This window comes from Virgibacillus sp. MG-45 (assembly GCF_036409425.1).
Lineage (GTDB): Bacteria > Bacillota > Bacilli > Bacillales > Amphibacillaceae > LDC-1.
The window spans coordinates 167233-186035 of record NZ_JAXOFU010000003.1; the positions used below are offsets into that span (position 1 = coordinate 167233).

22 protein-coding genes are annotated in these 18803 nt (G+C 37.9%); 3 read left to right on the forward strand and 19 right to left on the reverse strand.

Features of this window, described 5'->3' with window-relative positions:
• Nucleotides 1–12 precede the first annotated feature (12 nt).
• Both modB and SPK86_RS04875 read left to right on the forward strand, forming a co-directional pair.
• On the forward strand, nucleotides 13–705 hold the full coding sequence (gene modB, locus SPK86_RS04870; protein ID WP_443089753.1) for a molybdate ABC transporter permease subunit: 693 nt from the start codon (nucleotides 13–15) through the stop codon (nucleotides 703–705).
• Between the two features lie 30 nt (nucleotides 706–735).
• A complete protein-coding gene (locus SPK86_RS04875; protein ID WP_330948789.1) occupies nucleotides 736–1371 on the forward strand; it encodes an ATP-binding cassette domain-containing protein in 636 nt (211 codons plus the stop codon).
• 100 nt (nucleotides 1372–1471) lie between these two features.
• On the opposite strand, the gene rpsR is transcribed toward SPK86_RS04875, so the two are convergent.
• The 7 genes from rpsR to SPK86_RS04910 all read right to left on the reverse strand — a co-directional run bounded on the left by rpsR (nucleotide 1472) and on the right by SPK86_RS04910 (nucleotide 6234).
• A complete protein-coding gene (gene rpsR, locus SPK86_RS04880) occupies nucleotides 1472–1702 on the reverse strand; it encodes a 30S ribosomal protein S18 (protein ID WP_284140747.1) in 231 nt (76 codons plus the stop codon).
• A gap of 47 nt (nucleotides 1703–1749) precedes the next feature.
• Nucleotides 1750–2211 (reverse strand): single-stranded DNA-binding protein, encoded by a 462-nt coding sequence (ssb, locus tag SPK86_RS04885; protein WP_284140650.1) that lies wholly within the window; start codon nucleotides 2209–2211, stop codon nucleotides 1750–1752.
• A gap of 15 nt (nucleotides 2212–2226) precedes the next feature.
• On the reverse strand, nucleotides 2227–2517 hold the full coding sequence (gene rpsF, locus SPK86_RS04890; RefSeq protein WP_284140651.1) for a 30S ribosomal protein S6: 291 nt from the start codon (nucleotides 2515–2517) through the stop codon (nucleotides 2227–2229).
• A 149-nt stretch (nucleotides 2518–2666) separates the two neighbouring features.
• Nucleotides 2667–3767 carry a redox-regulated ATPase YchF gene (gene ychF / locus SPK86_RS04895; RefSeq protein ID WP_284140652.1) on the reverse strand — a complete coding sequence of 367 codons (1101 nt, stop codon included), beginning with the start codon at nucleotides 3765–3767 and terminating at the stop codon, nucleotides 2667–2669.
• Nucleotides 3768–3978: 211 nt separating this feature from the next.
• On the reverse strand, nucleotides 3979–4176 hold the full coding sequence (locus SPK86_RS04900) for a DUF951 domain-containing protein (RefSeq protein WP_284140653.1): 198 nt from the start codon (nucleotides 4174–4176) through the stop codon (nucleotides 3979–3981).
• Nucleotides 4177–4191: 15 nt separating this feature from the next.
• Complete coding sequence (locus SPK86_RS04905) at nucleotides 4192–5100, reverse strand: mechanosensitive ion channel family protein (protein WP_284140654.1); 909 nt, start codon at nucleotides 5098–5100, stop codon at nucleotides 4192–4194.
• Nucleotides 5101–5208: 108 nt separating this feature from the next.
• Entirely contained in the window at nucleotides 5209–6234 is a 1026-nt protein-coding gene (locus SPK86_RS04910; protein ID WP_284140655.1) for a YkvI family membrane protein, read from the reverse strand.
• Nucleotides 6235–6324: 90 nt separating this feature from the next.
• Between SPK86_RS04910 and yyaC the strand changes: the two genes are divergently transcribed.
• On the forward strand, nucleotides 6325–6942 hold the full coding sequence (gene yyaC, locus SPK86_RS04915) for a spore protease YyaC (protein WP_330948790.1): 618 nt from the start codon (nucleotides 6325–6327) through the stop codon (nucleotides 6940–6942).
• Nucleotides 6943–7006: 64 nt separating this feature from the next.
• Here yyaC and SPK86_RS04920 read toward each other — a convergent pair whose 3' ends face one another.
• The 12 genes from SPK86_RS04920 to rpmH form a co-directional block, all read right to left on the reverse strand.
• On the reverse strand, nucleotides 7007–7711 hold the full coding sequence (locus SPK86_RS04920) for a DUF554 domain-containing protein (protein ID WP_284140657.1): 705 nt from the start codon (nucleotides 7709–7711) through the stop codon (nucleotides 7007–7009).
• Between the two features lie 30 nt (nucleotides 7712–7741).
• A complete protein-coding gene (locus tag SPK86_RS04925; protein WP_330948791.1) occupies nucleotides 7742–8896 on the reverse strand; it encodes an aminotransferase class V-fold PLP-dependent enzyme in 1155 nt (384 codons plus the stop codon).
• 209 nt (nucleotides 8897–9105) lie between these two features.
• Nucleotides 9106–9942: a ParB/RepB/Spo0J family partition protein gene (locus SPK86_RS04930; RefSeq protein ID WP_284140659.1), complete on the reverse strand. Its 837-nt coding sequence runs from the start codon at nucleotides 9940–9942 to the stop codon at nucleotides 9106–9108.
• Nucleotides 9923–10696, reverse strand: coding sequence for a ParA family protein (locus SPK86_RS04935; RefSeq protein ID WP_284140660.1), 774 nt, complete (start codon nucleotides 10694–10696; stop codon nucleotides 9923–9925). Before SPK86_RS04935 ends, SPK86_RS04930 begins: the two co-directional genes overlap by 20 nt.
• Before the next feature lie 190 nt (nucleotides 10697–10886).
• Nucleotides 10887–11756: a nucleoid occlusion protein gene (noc, locus tag SPK86_RS04940; protein ID WP_284140661.1), complete on the reverse strand. Its 870-nt coding sequence runs from the start codon at nucleotides 11754–11756 to the stop codon at nucleotides 10887–10889.
• 292 nt (nucleotides 11757–12048) lie between these two features.
• Nucleotides 12049–12765 (reverse strand): 16S rRNA (guanine(527)-N(7))-methyltransferase RsmG, encoded by a 717-nt coding sequence (gene rsmG, locus SPK86_RS04945; protein WP_284140662.1) that lies wholly within the window; start codon nucleotides 12763–12765, stop codon nucleotides 12049–12051.
• Between the two features lie 122 nt (nucleotides 12766–12887).
• A complete protein-coding gene (gene mnmG / locus SPK86_RS04950) occupies nucleotides 12888–14774 on the reverse strand; it encodes a tRNA uridine-5-carboxymethylaminomethyl(34) synthesis enzyme MnmG (protein WP_330948792.1) in 1887 nt (628 codons plus the stop codon).
• 56 nt (nucleotides 14775–14830) lie between these two features.
• The gene (gene mnmE, locus SPK86_RS04955) at nucleotides 14831–16207 is read right to left on the reverse strand and encodes a tRNA uridine-5-carboxymethylaminomethyl(34) synthesis GTPase MnmE (protein ID WP_284140664.1); all 1377 of its coding nucleotides are present in this window, start codon (nucleotides 16205–16207) and stop codon (nucleotides 14831–14833) included.
• A gap of 322 nt (nucleotides 16208–16529) precedes the next feature.
• Nucleotides 16530–17144: an RNA-binding cell elongation regulator Jag/EloR gene (gene jag / locus SPK86_RS04960; RefSeq protein ID WP_284140665.1), complete on the reverse strand. Its 615-nt coding sequence runs from the start codon at nucleotides 17142–17144 to the stop codon at nucleotides 16530–16532.
• Entirely contained in the window at nucleotides 17141–17911 is a 771-nt protein-coding gene (spoIIIJ, locus tag SPK86_RS04965) for a YidC family membrane integrase SpoIIIJ (protein WP_284140666.1), read from the reverse strand. Before spoIIIJ ends, jag begins: the two co-directional genes overlap by 4 nt.
• Nucleotides 17912–18008: 97 nt before the next feature.
• Entirely contained in the window at nucleotides 18009–18350 is a 342-nt protein-coding gene (gene rnpA, locus SPK86_RS04970; RefSeq protein ID WP_284140667.1) for a ribonuclease P protein component, read from the reverse strand.
• Between the two features lie 208 nt (nucleotides 18351–18558).
• Nucleotides 18559–18693: a 50S ribosomal protein L34 gene (rpmH, locus tag SPK86_RS04975; protein WP_284140668.1), complete on the reverse strand. Its 135-nt coding sequence runs from the start codon at nucleotides 18691–18693 to the stop codon at nucleotides 18559–18561.
• Nucleotides 18694–18803 lie beyond the last annotated feature (110 nt).

Sequence of the window (18803 nt, forward strand, 5' to 3'; positions counted from 1 at the left end):
GGTGGATTGCAGATGACAGATATTCAATTATCGCCATTATGGCTTTCTTTTAAAACAGCATTTATCGCAACAATCATTGTTTTTATTGTTGGCGTGTTTTTAGCGCGTATTATTGGAAGAAATGATTTTCCTGGAAAAAGTATTGTAGAAGCCGTTATCTTGCTGCCGCTTGTACTTCCTCCGACCGTTGTTGGATTCGGCCTATTATTCTTATTCGGAAAAAATGGTCCGATTGGGCAACTACTAATGAATTGGTTTGATGTTCAAATTGTTTTTTCATGGTATGCAGTTATCATTGCTGCCGTCGTTGTTTCATTTCCTTTAATGTATCAAAGTGCAGCTGGCGCATTTCAACAATACGATGCCAATATGGAAAATGCCGCCTACACGATGGGCGCTTCTAAATGGAAAGTATTCTGGACGATTTCCTTCCGGTTAGCATGGCCGGGATTGTTAGCTGGGCTTGTGTTATCCTTTGCTCGTGCGCTTGGAGAATTTGGGGCTACCTTAATGCTTGCAGGCTATATACCAAATGTGACTGATACGATTCCACTGGCGATTTATTTCGCAGTAGAATCTGGAAACATGGAACTCGCATCGTTTTGGGTTATTATTATCGTTGCACTTGGATTTTCGGCCATCCTTTGGTTGAATTGGTGGAGTAAACGAAATATGATGCGTTATACAGCGAAGCGATCAAAATAATAATGTGGGTAGAGCAGAGGAGGAAGAGTCATGCTTGAAGTCGAGATAAAGAAACAACTTTCCCATTTTGAATTACAAGCAACTTTTACCGTGAAAAATGAAATTGTTGTTTTATTCGGTCCTTCTGGTGCTGGAAAAACAACAATTCTCCATAGTATCGCAGGAATTGCAAAAGCCGATCAAGGGATCATTCGTTTACATGACAGCGTATTGTTTCATTCGGAGCAAAAAATCGCTGTTCCAATTCAGCGGAGGAAAATTGGCTATCTTTTTCAGGATTATGCCCTTTTCCCACACATGACGGTCTGGAAGAATATTGCGTACGGAATGAAAAACGAAACGTTAGCAAAGCAAGTGATTAAAGAACTAACGATTGACCATTTAATCGCACAATACCCGCATCAAATTTCAGGTGGGGAAAAGCAGCGTGTTGCGCTGGCACGTGCATTAGCAACAGAGCCTGACCTACTTTTGCTAGACGAGCCGTTTTCTGCTTTGGATGATAAAACAAGATTGCGAAGCCATGAGGAGCTGTTACGACTTCATGCATTATGGCAAATTCCTATTATTATGGTAACGCATAGTCATGAGGAAGCATTAAAGCTTGGAAATCGTGTGCTTTATGTGGAGCATGGAACACTCCATACAGCGCCTGTTCCTTCTTAATGTAGATTTACGAAGCATTCCTGGAAAGCTTGATTAGAATACAATATACAAAAAAACCTTCAACCGTTGATTATAAATCAGCTGTTGAAGGTTTTTCTCTTTACTCCGCTACAAACGGCAATAATGCCATTTGACGAGCACGTTTGATTGCTTTTGTAAGCTTACGTTGATATTTAGCTGAAGTTCCAGTTACACGACGAGGAAGAATTTTTCCACGATCGGAAACGAAACGCTTTAAAAGCTCAACATCTTTATAGTCAATGTGTGTAATTCCGTTTGCTGTGAAAAAACACACTTTACGACGCTTTGCACGTCCGCGACGAGCTGCCATTCGTATCACTCCTTTATCTGTATTCACCGATTCCTACCTCATTCTAATTAGAATGGAAGGTCGTCATCTGAAATATCGATAGGCTCTCCGTTATCTTTAAACGGATCGTCCTCAAATTGCTTATCTTGGTTTTGATTCTGATTCGGCTGGAAACCATATTGATCTTGTCCTCCACGGTTAGGAGAAGAACCTTTTGTTTCCAGAAATTGCACATTATCTGCCACAACTTCTGTAATGTAGACCATTTTTCCATCCTGGCCTTCGAAGGAACGCGTTTGAATTCGTCCATCTACACCAATCATACTACCTTTTTTCATATAATTAGCAAGGTTTTCAGCTGGTCTACGCCAAATGACACAATTGATAAAATCAGCTTCACGATTGCCTTGCTGATTCGTAAATGGTCGGTTAACGGCAACTGTAAAATTAGCTACAGCTACTCCGTTTGGTGTATAACGTAAATCAGGATCCTTCGTTAACCTGCCGACAAGTACGACGCGATTTAACATCAGAATCACCCCTTATTATTGGTCATCTTCTCGAACTGCGATATGGCGAATGATATCATCAGAGAACTTCGCTAAACGATCGAATTCATTTACTGCTTTTTCATCGCCGCTGAAGTTAATCAATACATAATATCCATCGCGGTAGTCTTTAATTTCATAAGCAAGACGCTTCTTGCCCATTTCGTCTACCTTAGCGATCTCCGCTCCATTATCAGTAAGAATTGTGTTGAAACGCTCAATTAAAGCTGTTTGCGCTTCTTCTTCCATGTCTGGGCGGATGATGTACATAATTTCATATTTTCTCATCCGTTACACCTCCTTTTGGTCTTAGCGGCCCTCAAATTTTTGAGAGCAAGGAGTAATCGATAATTTAATTACTCACGATAGTGTATTATACCAAAGTTTTTCATAAATAACAACCTATGAAAGGGATCCTATTTTACACCAACCATTATTTACACGTTAAAACGGAAATGGATGACATCGCCATCCTGTACGATATATTCCTTACCTTCTAAACGTACCTTTCCTTTTTCACGAGCTTGTCCCATTGAACCAGCCTCAACAAGATCTGTGTAGGAAACTGTTTCAGCTCGAATAAATCCGCGCTCAAAGTCGGTATGAATGATTCCAGCTGCTTGTGGGGCTTTCGTGCCTTTTCTGAATGTCCACGCACGAACCTCCTGCTCACCAGCCGTAAAGTAAGTAGCTAATCCTAGCAAATGATAGGAAGCTTTAATGAGCTTATCCAATCCCGACTCTGTAATACCTAGCTCCTGCAAAAACATTTCTTTTTCATCCTGCTCAAGCTCTGAAATTTCTTCTTCAATCTTTGCACAAATAACAATAACCTCTGCATCTTCTTCTGCCGCATAAGCTTTTACTTTTTGTACGTTTGCATTCGCATCCGAATCTGTCACTTCATCCTCACTAACATTTGCAACATAAAGCATTGGTTTTGCTGTAAGTAAATGAAGTCCTTTAACGATTTTTTGCTGTTCATCGGTAAAATCTAATGCACGTGCAGGGGTTTCCTCTTCAAAGGCTGCTTTTAGTTTTGCAAGAATATCAAACTCGGCCACTGCTTCCTTATCTTTTTGCTTTGCGAGTTTTTCCACACGTTGTATCCGTTTGTTTACCGTTTCTAAATCAGCTAAAATAAGCTCTAAATTGATGATTTCAATATCATCAATCGGATCAACCTTACCAGAAACGTGGGTAATATTCTCATCCTCAAAACAACGAACGACCTGGCATATCGCATCAACTTGGCGAATATGGGATAAAAATTGGTTGCCTAATCCCTCTCCCTTACTCGCACCCTTTACAATCCCTGCAATATCTGTAAATTCAAAGGCTGTTGGTACTGTTTTCTTTGGTTTTACAAGCTCTGTTAATTTATTTAAGCGATCGTCTGGCACTTCCACAATACCTACATTCGGATCAATCGTAGCAAATGGATAGTTTGCTGCTTCTGCTCCTGCTTGTGTAATGGCATTAAATAACGTGGATTTCCCCACGTTAGGAAGTCCGACTATTCCTGCTGTTAAAGACATACATCTTTCACTCCTTAAGGATTTCCATTCATATGAACGCGTTTGTCTTCCTAATTATAGATTCAACAGGACAAGAAGACAAGAAGATATAATGCAAAAGTAGGCACCAAGTGGATGCCTACTTTTTGCTTTTACCCTATTATATTTCTATTTCTCTCTATCTATGTTACTATTATACCATTTTTGGAAGATATTAGTCTATATTAACTATTTAATCCTCCGCTTTTTCGAGGATTTTTTTTAGCTTCTTAGCAAATTCCTTGCGAGGTATCATCACACTGTGCGAACAGCCAAGACAACGAATGCGGATATCCATTCCCATTCGAATGATTTTCCAGCGATTTTCCCCACATGGATGTGGCTTTTTCATTTGTACAACATCATTTAAACCAAAATCCTTGTCTACCATGCTATGTTCTCCTTCTTAATCATTTTCACGCCCACGATGGTGGTGGTTTTCATCCATTATTGTTGGTCGTTCATTGCGTGAATACATGACTAGTCGTGGCGAAGGAATATCAATACCAGCCTGATATAGCCCTTCCTTCATCTCTTTACGAATCATCCGTTCACCTGACCATTGAGAGCCTGGTAACGTTTCGGCAATCACGCGAACGACAAAATGAGAAAGTTCTAATGATTGAACGCCGATGATTTCTGGAGCGGACAAGATTTGCGGATATTTTTCCGGAAGTTTTTTAGCGATTACTTCAATAACCTTTTCCGCTTCTTCAATATTGCTTTCATATGGAATATTAATATCTACTACGGACAGGCCATTATGAACAGAGTAATTTGTCACCTGTGTAATATTTCCATTTGGAAGGACATTCATCTCCCCTGTCCAGCTTAGCACCTTTGTTGTACGTAAACCGATTTCTTCTACGGTACCTTCTATACCGGAAACAGCAATATAGTCTCCTACCGAAAATTGATCCTCAAAAATGATGAAAAACCCTGAAATAATGTCTCGAACTAAATTTTGTGCTCCAAAGCCGATAGCAAGCCCTGCTACTCCAGCTCCGGCTAGTAATGCGCCAATTTTAAATCCTAATACATTATCTAATATCATAATGAACGCGATAAAATAAACGACATAAGCGATTACATTAAGCGTTAGTTTTTTTAATGTGTTTTCTCTGCGCTCGGAAATACGAATCGGTCCGCGACGTTCGTTGCTAAAAAGTCGCTCAACGACTTTTTTACTTATTCGTACAATAAAAAGCGCTATAAAGGTGATTAATAATATTTGAATAATCCCTTCTCCAATTGCAATCCAAGGCTTTGGTCCTGTGATATATTCCCATAAGTCTGTTAGTTCTTTTTCAACCAAACTAAAACCTCCTGTTCGTCTGTTACTACGAATTAAATGCGATTATTTTAGATTAAATAGTACAATATTTCGTTTAAAAATGGAAGCGAATGATTTATGCGAATAATCTTATACTTTTCGTTTATCTAACACTCTCCACACTGGAAATAATAACAGCCTTGTCAATACATATAAGTTTAATACCCCATAAACAGGATAAATATAGCCGATTAATGTAGAGAATCCTAACGTTGTTAACGGAATCATCGTAAGCAATGTTAAGAAAACAAGCACCCATAATGGCACACGGAAAAAACTATGGATTCTAGTTACAATCCCCATTATACCAGCAGCTGCTGTTGTAAAGATAGCAAACCATAGGAGCACTGTCATTAAGATAAGCATTTGAATCGGATAATGCTTTAAAATCGCAAATAAAGGAATTTCATATAATAATAGCTCGTCTGCAATTTGGATAAGACTGTTGTTATAAATATACGATATAATTCCTAATATAGCGCCACTACCGATACAGGCAATCCAGATCTCCTTTTTGGATTCTACTTTATTTCCGATCGCACCTAAGACGGCAATAAGTGGCAAAATATTTAATGCCGTAAAGGGAAAAGCAGCTAACCAATTTCGTTGCTCATGCCAATGAGAAAATAAGGAAAGCTCCTGATCATATGTAAACTGAAGCAATACATACAATAGACCAGTTAGCAAAACAGGCAAAATGATTTGATTAATGGATAATAGCCCACCAATATCCTTCATAAAAAGAATAACTAGTGCGACCACCATTATACTTATACCCCACCAATACGAATAATTAAACGCTTGTCCGGTTGCTCCGCTACCTGAAAGCATGACAACAGTAGTCGTATACAAGTAAAGGAAAATCATCACATCATATATTCCTGTAAGTTTGTCTCCAACAATTTCTCTTAGTACAGAACGATATTCCTGTGATTGTAGTCGATAGCTAATATGCATAATGACCGTACATGAAATGGAAAAGAAAAGCACGAATAGCATTATAGCAAGTCCACTTTCATGACCAAAAAACTCCCATAACTCTCTCCCCGATGCATAGCCTGCCCCAATCGTTGTACCAATAATTAAAAACATCCATTTAAATCCTGATTTCCACATGGAAGTTCCTCCGTTAAACTTTTTGACTTAATGTATAAAAATCGAATGAAATCCGTATACTTATATCAATATGTTTGCGGAGGATAAGCTATGAATCTTAAGAGCCGTTTTCAATCAAAAATTGATTCCGTTCGAATCGATCACACTGCACCACACCTCGATGTAGCAATAGGAGATAAATTAATTTCTTGGTTTCCTAGTGTACCTCGTGAATATGTCGTCGTTTGTATTGGAACAGATCGATCGACCGGGGATGCACTAGGTCCATTAGTTGGATCATTTCTAACGGAAATGAAACCAAGGCATTTGTCGATTTTTGGAACACTAGAACATCCTGTACATGCTACAAACCTGCATGAATATATTAAAGAAATTAATCATGTTCATAAAAATCCATTTATCATTGCAGTGGATGCTTGTTTAGGAAAAACACATTCGGTGGGTAAAATCATTGCCACTGAAGGTCCCTTACAGCCTGGTGCAGCTTTAAATAAACCATTACCAGCTGTTGGTGATGTCCATCTTACTGGCGTGGTCAATGTAAGTGGGTTTATGGAGTATTCGGTTCTACAAAATACTCGCTTAGCTATTGTAGTAGAAATGGCTAAAAAAATTGCCGGATTGCTTGAGTCGATTGATTATCGTTTAATCCATCATCGCAAGGCTCCTGCCGTTGTAGTACCCCAAATAAAATCATCGACCCTCTAATTTAACGAAATAGAAAAAAACTGCGAAATACATGCTCGCAGTTTTTTCATTATTTATTCTTCTATTAGAAAAGCTGATACATCGCATAAACGAGCCCTACTGTTAGAATGGATGGTAATAAGTTTCCAACACGGATTGAAACAATTTTTAACAAATTCAACCCAATTGCAACAATTAACAGCCCTCCTACTGCAGTTAATTCGACAATAAGTCCATTTAAAAATGTCTCCGGAAACCAACTTTCGATTTGCGTTGCCAATAATGCAATTCCACCTTGATATAAGACAACTGGAATAACAGAAAAGATAACACCAAATCCTAATGTTGTTGTTAATACAAGTGCTGTAAATCCATCTATTACACCTTTTGTGATTAAAACTTCATGGTCGCCACGCAAGCCACTATCAAGTGCACCTATCACAGCCATTGCACCAATTACAAAGATAAGCGAAGCCGTAACAAAGCCTTGCGTGACCGTTATGTTTTGGTTTTTAGTTGTAAATTTACTACCGATCCATGTTCCTAATCGATTTAAACCTTCTTCTACTTGAAGAAACTCTCCTAATAATGCACCTGTAAGTAAGCTAATTAACACGATAATAATCGAATCCGTTGCAAACGCCATTTGCATACCAATTAGAATTACAGTAAGTCCTATTCCATGCATCACGGTCTGTTTATATTTTTCAGGGATTTTTGTAAAAAATAATCCAAGTAAACTACCAATAATAATAAAAGCCGCATTCACTAATGTCCCGTATAATACCATTGCCTCCAACTCCATTGTAATTAATCTATTTTACATTCCTTCATATGCCATTGTTATTTCTTCGATTGCAGTTAAAAACGCTTCAATCTCCTCTTCTGTGTTGGTTGCATTAAAGCTTACACGGACAACTCCCTGCTCAGTTGTTCCAAGGGTTTCATGGGCTAACGGATTACAGTGTAATCCAGCACGTACTGCAATTTGATAATGTGTATCTAACACGATCGCTATTTCTTGCGCATCTATCCCGTTTACATTAAAAGCGATGATCGGTAATCGCACATCCTCTATCAAGGGTCCATAGCAAGTAATTCCTTCTATTGAATTTAGCCCGTCTAATAGTTTGTTTGCTAACAATGTTTCACGTGAAACATTGTCGTGTATTTTCCGTTCATAAACTTGTAAAGCTGCTAATAACCCAGCTATGCCTGGTGTATTTAATGTTCCACTTTCTAGTTTTTCTGGCCACACTTCCGGCTGATCAGGAGATTCCGAATAGCTTCCTGTTCCACCATGATGAATGGGGTGTAAATCAAGATGCTGTGCAACAAGCAACACCCCTGTTCCTTGTGGTCCTAGTATTCCTTTATGACCAGGAAAGGCAAGCATATCAACCCCTTGTGCTTTCATCGATATCGGTATATGCCCTGCCGTTTGTGAAGCATCAACAAGCGTTATAATACGATGTTTTTTAGCGACTTTAATTACTTCATTCAAAGGAATGATAGCTCCTGTAACATTGGATGCATGTGTTACAGCAATTAGCTTTGTTTGAGAGCAAATGGTATCTTTCATTGCATGTATAAATGCATCATCATCTCCATCAAAACGAACATAGGACACCGTTACACCATATTTCTTTTTTAAATGCTCTAAAGGCCTTCGCACTGCGTTATGCTCCATATATGTAGCAATAATGTGGTCGCCCTTTCTCCACTCTAACCCTTTAATAGCCTGATTTAAGGCAATCGTAGCATTTTGAAAAAAGACCACTCGCTTCGGATCTTCACACCCGAATAATTGCGCAGCTTTTTCGCGGGCTTCTTGAATTATCTTCGAAGCTTCACGCGCATGTACGTGTCCACCTCTACCTGGGTTTGCCCCTATTTCATTTAATGCATGTAGCATTGCTTCCCCTACCTCTGGAGGTTTCGGAAACGAGGAAGCTGCCTGATCAAGATATATCATTGTATCTGCTTCCTTTCTCAAGTTGATGAAACGAATATCCTACTCTTTTTCATTGTTGTTATATCAGATTGAATGGGGTTCATTTTAATAGATAGTAAAAAGATAATAAAATAGACTGGTTAAGAAGGTTAACTTCCTAATCCCAGTCCATAGACAACATTTTGTCGTGGATAAACGAATTATTAAGATGGTGTTTAGTAATGCTTGAATTATTTATCGAGCACTTCCATAATGCGCTCTAAATCATCATTTGAATAAAATTCGATTTCGATTTTCCCTTTTCGTTTGCCACGATGAATCGATACGGCAGTTCCTAAACGATCACGTAAAAAGCTTTCTCTTTCTTGTAGAAAAATATCCTTTTTCGCTGTCGTTTTCTTTTTTACCGGTTTTTCATTTAACTCAGTAATCAGTTTTTCTATTTGTCTTACATTTAGCTTTTCTTGACGCACTTTATTCACTACTGCAATTAATTTACTCTTATCCTTTAATCCTAACAAAGCACGTCCGTGGCCCATTGATAACTCACCATTGTTAATGTACGCAATGACTTGTTCAGGTAAAGACAGCAATCGAACCATATTCGCAATATGTGAACGGCTCTTTCCTAATCGTTTAGCTAATTCATCTTGGGTTACCTTTAACTCTCGAATTAAATTTGCATACGCATGCGCTTCTTCTACTGGGGTTAAATCCTCACGCTGTAAGTTTTCTAATAACGCCAGCTCCATCATCTTTTCGTCTGTCAATTCTTTTATAATGACTGGAATTGTTTCGAGTCCAGCTTCTTTTGCGGCACGAAAACGACGTTCTCCAACAACAATTTCATAGCCTTTAATGCTTTTTCGTACGGTTAAAGGTTGGATAATCCCATATTCTAAGATAGATTCCTTTAACTCCTCAATCGCATCAGCGTGAAATGTTTTTCTTGGTTGATATGGATTCGGGCGACATTCCTTTATCGCTATTTCTTGAACTGTATCATTCTCATTTTCATTAATCTCTGGAAAAAAAGCATCTAGTCCTCTACCCAACCCGCGTGCCATTTTCCATCACTTCCTTCGCCAATTCAAGATAAACTTCTGCCCCACGTGATTTCGGATCATATGTAATGATTGGCTGGCCATGACTTGGTGCTTCTCCTAACCGAATATTTCGCGGAATAATGGATTTATAAACTTTATCCTGAAAATATTTTTTTACTTCTTCAATCACTTGAATTCCTAAATTCGTTCTTGCATCAAGCATGGTGAGTAATACACCTTCAATCATCAAGCTTTTATTTAAGTGCTTTTGTACAAGGCGAATCGTGTTCAATAGCTGACTAAGTCCTTCTAAAGCGTAGTATTCACATTGGACTGGAATAATGACGGTGTCAGAAGCAGTTAATGCATTAATCGTGAGTAAGCCCAATGATGGTGGACAATCGATAATGATATAGTCATAGACTCCTCTTAACTCTTCTAATGCTTTTTTCAAGCGAATCTCTCGAGAAATAGTTGGTACAAGTTCGATTTCTGCACCAGCGAGTTGAATTGTAGCAGGTATGATATCTAAGTTGTTTACATTCGTAGGAACACAAACTTCCTTTGCCTGTATATCTTCAACGAGCACATTATAGATACATTGATCCATGTCTGCTTTATTGATGCCTACTCCACTCGTGGCATTTCCTTGCGGGTCAATATCTACTAATAGCACTCTATTTCCAAATTGCGCTAGACTTGCGCTCAGATTTACCGATGAAGTTGTTTTTCCTACACCACCCTTTTGATTCGCGATGGATATGATTTTTCCCATGTTTTCACCTACCAGTTAAACTTCCTTTAAGCTATACTTTCTATTCTATCACTTTTTCCAAGTAAACGACTATTAATTTTACTTTTTACTTAAAATATATCCGAAATAGATTCTAGATGCGCCTAATTATACTAAAAATAAACCTTCTCCCTATCTAGGGAGAAGGTTTATGTCTATTAAAATTAAATGATTATTTCTTTTTCGGTATTTTAATCGTTATTTGGTAATAATCATCAAGATCTTCTTCATCTGATTCTACTTCAATCCCTGTGTCTGATACCATACTCAATGATTGACGAATCGTATTCATCGCAATACGGATATCCTTATTAACACCCTTTAGCTTTGCGCGTTTTTTCTTCGGTTTCTCTACCGGCTCATTTATAGCTGCGATTTTTTCTTCGGTTTGCTTTACATTTAAATCTTTTTGTATGATTTCATTTAAAATAAAAAGCTGTTTTTCTGCTTCTTTTAATTTAATTAATGCGCGAGCATGGCGTTCTGTTATTTGCTTTGTCAATAATGCCTGCTGTACTTCCTCTGGTAATTTAAGTAACCGCAACTTGTTTGCAATCGTTGATTGATTTTTACCTAACCGTTGCGCTAACGCCTCTTGGGTTAACTCATGCATTTCTAACAGCTTTGCATAGGCAATCGCCTCTTCAATGACAGTTAGCTCTTCCCGTTGCAAATTCTCAATTAATGCAACCGACGCAGTTTGAGTATCACTCATATCTCGGATAATTGCTGAAATAAACTCCCATCCAAGCGATTGTACTGCTCGCCATCTGCGTTCCCCGGCAATTAATTCATATTGCCCTTCTTCACCGTCTATCTTACGCACAACAATTGGTTGTATCATTCCGTGTGTATTGATCGTTTGAGCGAGTTCAGCTATTTTATCCTCATTAAACATTGATCTTGGTTGATAGCGATTTGGCTGTATATTAACAACAGGAAGCTGTATGACCTCATCTGGATGATAGGCTTCTATTTCACTATTTGTATCTGCGTCTGTTTTTTCCCCCATACCAAAAATTCGATTAAAAGGCTGCAACACTATACAACACCACCTTTATAAAATAAATAGATTATTTTTAGTTCCCCAAAGAATTATCCGTTATATCTAAAAAAGCTATTTCGATAGCTTGGATCTTTTCCAACTTACAATGTTTCACGTGAAACAATTTACTAGTGTTTGAATTACACCGCTTTCATTATGTATGGCTTCCATTCTTCAACAACTACATGTACACTTGTTCTTATTTTACCATATTTGATGAGAGAATGATATGAAACGATTTGCTTCATGCAAAGATTACAAGGCTACTATTGTTCGTAATCTTCCATAGTTATTCAAGTGGTTCTTTATTTGGCAAGCCTGCTTTTCTTGGGTATTTCTTCGGCGTTTTTCTTTTTTTATCAATTATAATAATAGAACGATCACTATCTTCCTTTGGTAATGAGAAAGAATGAATTTCTGCTGGTTCTCCTCCTAATAATTCAATAGCCCCTTTTGCATCTTGTAACTCATTGCTTGCTTGTGCTCCCTTCATAGCAATAAACACACCATCTTTTCGACAAAGTGGTAAGCACAGTTCCGATAATACCGACATTCTAGCTACAGCTCGTGCCATGACTACATCGAATTTTTCACGGAATTTCACGTTTTTCCCAAAGCTTTCTGCCCGATCATGATAAAACGCGACATTATCTAAGCCTAACTGTAAGGCAAGTTGATTTAAAAAACCGATTCGTTTATTTAATGAATCAACAATCGTGATATGTAATTGTGGAAAGCATATTTTTAATGGGATACTTGGAAAACCGGCTCCAGCTCCTACATCACAAATATGAATTTGCTCTGTGAAATCATAATAAAAGGATGCACTTATTGAATCATAAAAATGCTTTAAATAAACGTCTTCCTTTTCTGTAAGCGCAGTTAAATTCATTTTTTCATTCCACTCAACCAACGTATCAAAGTAAATTGAAAATTGAGTTTTTTGTCGGTTATTTAAAATTATCCCTTGTTCCTCTAATGCAGCAGCAAACTGTTCTGGATTCACGAGGCTTTTCACTCCTTTAAAGTATCTTGACCTTTTATGATGGTAAAAGAGCTGTCCCAAAACCGCATCGAGCAGCGCTCAATTAGGACAGCCCTTTTACACAGTTGCTTCATTGCCAATTCTTAATTAGCGAGCTTGGCAATTTTTCCATTCTCAATATATACGAGTAAGATCGAAATATCAGAAGGATTGACACCAGAAATTCGAGAAGCTTGCCCTACAGAAAGCGGACGAACTGTCTTCAGTTTTTCCCTAGCTTCTGTAGCTATTCCACTAATGGCATCATAATCAATATTTTCGGGAATTTTTTTGTCTTCCATTTTAAGCATTCGTTCCACTTGTTCGTTGGCTTTCTTAATATAGCCCTCATACTTAATATGGATTTCTACCTGTTCCTTTATATCACTCGTTAGCGATTCATTTGCTTCGATGAGTCGCTCTATTAGTGCATAAGACATTTCAGGACGCTTCAATAAATCTGCTGCTTTCACCGCTTCTTTTAGAGGTGAAGCCTCTGCTTCTTGAAGCACTTCTTGCACGATAGCATTTGGTTTAATCACTATTTTTCGGAGTCGGTTCATTTCTTCCTCTACTTGTTGCTTTTTAAGGAGAAAACGATCATATCTTTCATTAGAAATTAAACCTAGCTCATGACCAAGCGCAGTTAACCGAAGATCTGCATTATCGTGGCGAAGAAGCAAACGATATTCTGCACGAGAGGTTAACAAACGATATGGCTCTTTTGTTCCTTTCGTTACTAAATCATCAATTAAAACGCCAATATATGCTTGTGAGCGGTCAAGAATAACCGGTTCTTTGCCGAGCACTTTTGCTGCTGCATTAATACCTGCCATCAAGCCTTGTGCGGCCGCTTCTTCATAGCCTGACGTTCCGTTGATCTGACCAGCAGTAAATAAACCAGCTATTTTCTTTGTTTCTAATGTTGGCCACAGCTGGGTAGGAATTAATGCATCATACTCAATTGCATAACCTGGACGCATTATTTCAGCATTTTCTAAACCTGGCACGGATCGTACCATTTCATGCTGTACCGATTCAGGTAGCGATGTGGATAAGCCTTGTACATATATTTCTTCTGTATTCCGTCCCTCAGGCTCTAAAAATATTTGATGTCGCGGCTTATCATGAAAGCGGACGATTTTATCTTCAATTGATGGACAATAACGTGGACCTGTTCCGCGCTTCATCCCGGAATACATAGCTGAAAGACTTAGATTATCATCAATAATTTTATGCGTAAATTCATTCGTATACGTTAACCAACAAGGAATTTGTTCTGTAATAAACTCGGTCGTTTCATAAGAAAACCCACGTGGTTTTTCATCTCCTGGTTGAATTTCCGTCTTTGAATAATCAATCGTATGACTATTTACACGTGGAGGGGTTCCTGTTTTAAAACGGGTAATTTCCAAACCAAGCTTCTCTAGATTTTCTGACAGTTTTATTGTCGGACGCTGATTATTTGGTCCACTCTCATACTCGAGATCCCCCATTAAAACCTTTCCACGCATAAATGTTCCTGTTGTAACAATTACCGTTTCCGCATGATAGGCTGCGTGTGTTTCTGTAATAACTCCTTTACAAATGCCGTCCTCGATAATAAGTTCATCTACCATGCCTTGTCGAAGGGTTATATTCTTTTCATTTTCAATCAATTGCTTCATTTCTTGAATATACAGCGGTTTATCTGCTTGTGCACGTAATGCTTGCACTGCTGGTCCTTTACCAGTATTCAGCATACGCATTTGGATATACGTTTTATCAATTACTTTTGCCATAACACCGCCTAAAGCATCTATTTCACGAACAACAATTCCTTTTGCTGGTCCACCGATAGACGGATTACAAGGCATAAATGCAATCATATCCAGGTTAAGCGTGAGGATTAATGTTTTCGCACCCATCTTTGCAGCAGCAAGTGCTGCTTCACTTCCAGCATGACCTGCACCTACAACGATTACATCGTAATGTCCTGCATCATATACCATTTCTTTTCATCCTTTCTTCTGTGAATTTTTCTATTTCTCACGCTGTCAAATACGCGTTACTTTCCTAAACAAAATTGAGAAAACAATTGATCAATTAAGCTATCACTAGCAGTATCGCCAATAATTTCTCCTAATAATTCCCACGTTCTCGTTACATCAATTTGCACAATATCTAACGGCATGCCTAATTCTAAGCTTTGCATCGCATCTTCGAGTGCCGCTTTTGCTTGTTTTAATAACTGGATATGACGAACGTTAGATACATAGGTTAAATCACCGGTATCAATGTCTCCAGCGAAAAAGACATTGGCAATTGCTGCTTCCAGCTCATCTATCCCTTGTTCTTCAATCAAGGAGGTTGTAATAACTGGACGATTCATTGCTAGTCTTTCTACTTCATCCATATCCAGCTGTTGCGCTAAATCTGTTTTATTAATAATAACGATATACTCTAGCCCTTCAATTGCTTTAAAAAGCTTTCGATCTTCTTCTGAAAGCTTTTCATTATAATTAAGCACAAACAAAATAAGATCCGATTCTTTTAATACTTGGCGTGACCGTTCTACACCAATTTTTTCAACGATATCCTCTGTTTCCCGAATACCTGCTGTGTCAACTAAGCGAAGTGGTACACCACGTACATTTACATATTCCTCGATAATATCTCGCGTTGTCCCTGGTATCTCAGTTACAATTGCTTTATTTTCCTGCACTAATGTATTCATTAACGAGGACTTTCCGACATTCGGACGACCGATAATCGCGGTAGATAATCCTTCTCTTAATATCTTTCCCTGCTTCGCAATTTGTAAAAGCTCTTCAATTTCCTTGTGAACGGCTTTTGTTTTCTCACGCATTAGCTCATGAGACATCTCTTCCACATCATCATATTCTGGATAATCGATATTCACTTCCACATGTGCAACCGTTTCTAACAGGGACTGTCGATATTTTTGTATCATTTTAGATAATCTGCCATCCATTTGCTTTAAAGCAACCGTCATTGCTTTATCTGTTTTGGCACGAATCAAGTCCATAACAGCTTCTGCCTGTGAAAGGTCAATCCTTCCATTTAAAAAAGCACGCTTCGTAAATTCACCTGGCTCTGCTAATCTCGCACCTTTAGCTAACATAATTTCTAAAACACGATTAACAGCCACCATGCCACCGTGACAATTTATTTCAACGACATCTTCCCTCGTAAATGTTTTTGGTGCGCGCATGACGGAAACCATAACTTCCTCTGCTACTTCATTTGTATCTGGATCCATAATTTTTCCATAGTGAATCGTATGGGAAGCTACTTCCTTTAAATTTTTCCCTTGAAATATAGATGCTGCTATTGCTACTGCATCGACACCACTTAACCGTACGATCGCAATGGCTCCTTCTCCAACCGGTGTAGAAATTGCTGCTATTGTATCTGTTTCCATCTCGTCACCTCCTATCTTCTTTTAAATCGATGCAATGATTTATATGAATAATTCCATTATACGTTTATTTTATAGTGACTTTTTTCCGTCACTAATGTAATAGAATACCATAATTTTAATGAAAAATAAACTTATCCACAAGGATTATTTTTCACTTTCTATTCCCTTTTTATCCACATGTGTATAAGTCTACACGGGTTTTAATCGTTTTCTGGTGCGCGGAAAAAATAAATGTGGAAAAACGGAATTTAAAACTAAAATCGGAGAAAACCATTCATTGGCAGCAAAAAAAACCCCGATACATTCGTGTATCGGGGTTTAATTATGGCTTAATAACGATATGTCGATGTGGCTCAACACCATCAGAGTATGTGCTTACATCATCTCTTGTTTGAAGCACACTATGAATAATTTTCCGTTCATATGCTGGCATCGGCTCTAGCTCCACGACCTTTTGCAAGTGAAGTGCTTTTTCAGCCATTCGAATAGCTAACGTTTCTAGCGTTTCTTTTCTTCTTGCACGGTATCCTTCTGCATCAACCGTGACTGTATAATACTGCTTTTTATCTTTATTAATAACTAAATGTGTCAAATATTGAAGGGCATTTAAGGTTTGTCCGCGCTTTCCGATTAAAAGAGCGATTTTTTCACCAGTTACATCGAACGTAATATGATTCCCTTCGATAGAACCGGTAATTTCAGCCTCTACACCCATATTGCGAATAACTTCTTTTAAATATTTTTCTGCTTCTTCGATTGGATTCTTCAAAATGGTTACTTTTACAATCGCACGCTTTGATCCAAATACGCCAAGAAGCCCTTTTTTTCCTTCATCAATAACTTCAACTTCTACTTGGTCCCGTGTGGTGTTTAACTGCTCTAATGCTGATTGGACCGCTTCATCTACCGTTTGTCCACTAGCAGTTATTTGTCTCACTTTTTGTCTCCTCCATTTTTCTCATCCTTCATCATTGGTTTTCGGATGAAAATTGTTTGAGCGACCATGAAAATATTACCAACTACCCAGTAAAGTGCTAACGCTGCTGGGAAGAACATCGCAAATACACCGATCATAATCGGCATGACGTAAAGCATTACCATCATTTGCGGATTTTGAGCTGCTGGACTACCAGCCATCATTAGTTTTTGTTGTAGGAAGGTTGCAGCTCCAGCCACAAGTGGCAAAATATAGAATGGATCCGGTGAACCTAATTCAAACCACAAAAAGGAATGTAAACCAATTTGTTCATTACGCATAATTGCGTGATAAATCGCAATTAAGATCGGCATTTGCACTAGAACAGGCAGGCATCCTGCAAGTGGATTAACACCATGCTTTTGGAACAATGCCATCGTTTCCTGTTGTAGCTTTTGCTGTGTATTTGCATCTTTTGAACCGTATTTTTGCTGTAACTCTTTTAGAGCTGGTTGAATATCTTGCATTGCTTTAGAGCTTTTTAGTTGCTTCACGTTCAGTGGCAATAATACTAAACGGATAATAATGGTTACAATAACAATTGCTAACCCATAATTATTATTAAATAGCTCTGCAAAATATGTAATCATTAATGACATTGGATAAACAAAATATTTGTTCCAAATTCCTGTGCTTTCTGCATTGATTGGCTCATTGATTTCTGTACAACCAGAAAGCAATGCAACTAGTCCAACCAATAGCAAAAGCAATAAACCTTTTTTACGCAATCTATTTCCTCCTAACTAAACAACCCCAAGTATAACCACCATATTACATCTTATTTTATCATTAAATGGCGCAAAGATTCTATTAAAATCTACCCATTTATTTCTTGAATAGTTTTTCTTTAAATAATAAATGGTTTAAGCTTTTTTTTATCTCATGGAAACCCATATCCTTTGTAGGATTTCTTGCAATAATAATGATGTCATAATTCGGCTGAATCAACGCATCCATTTCCTGAAAGGCTTGGCGAATATAACGTTTAATTCGATTCCTTACAACAGCATTACCTATCTTCTTTCCAACGGATATGCCAACTCGAAAATGCGTTTGCTCGGATTTTTGTAAATAATAAATAACGAGCTGACGATTTGCAAATGATTTCCCATGATTAAAAATAGCTTGAAATTCTTTATTGTCTTTTACACGAAATGCTTTTTTCATTTTGATCACCTTTACGAATTGCAGCAACTGGACAGAAACTATCTTTGCACAAAACTAATGATTCATGCAGCAAAAACAATGTAAACCCTCCAAATAAATCGGATAAACATTGATTCTAAGTACGCTATTCTATCCTTTTTACATTCTTATTCCATTATTATCATTGATGTCTAATCGTGTAAAAAAGACCACTGACATGTTCAGTGGCCTATGCAGATAGTACTTTTCTTCCTTTACGACGGCGACGAGCTAATATTTTACGTCCGTTTTTTGTACTCATTCGTGAACGGAAGCCGTGTACTTTCTTTCTTTTACGGTTATTTGGTTGAAATGTTCTTTTCATCTATCTTGCACCTCCCTGAGGGATCTCCAAAATCCAAAATAAAACATATCCATAAGACAGTCTTTGTAATTATACTGAAAACCATCTATATCTGTCAACTTCCCTTCCTA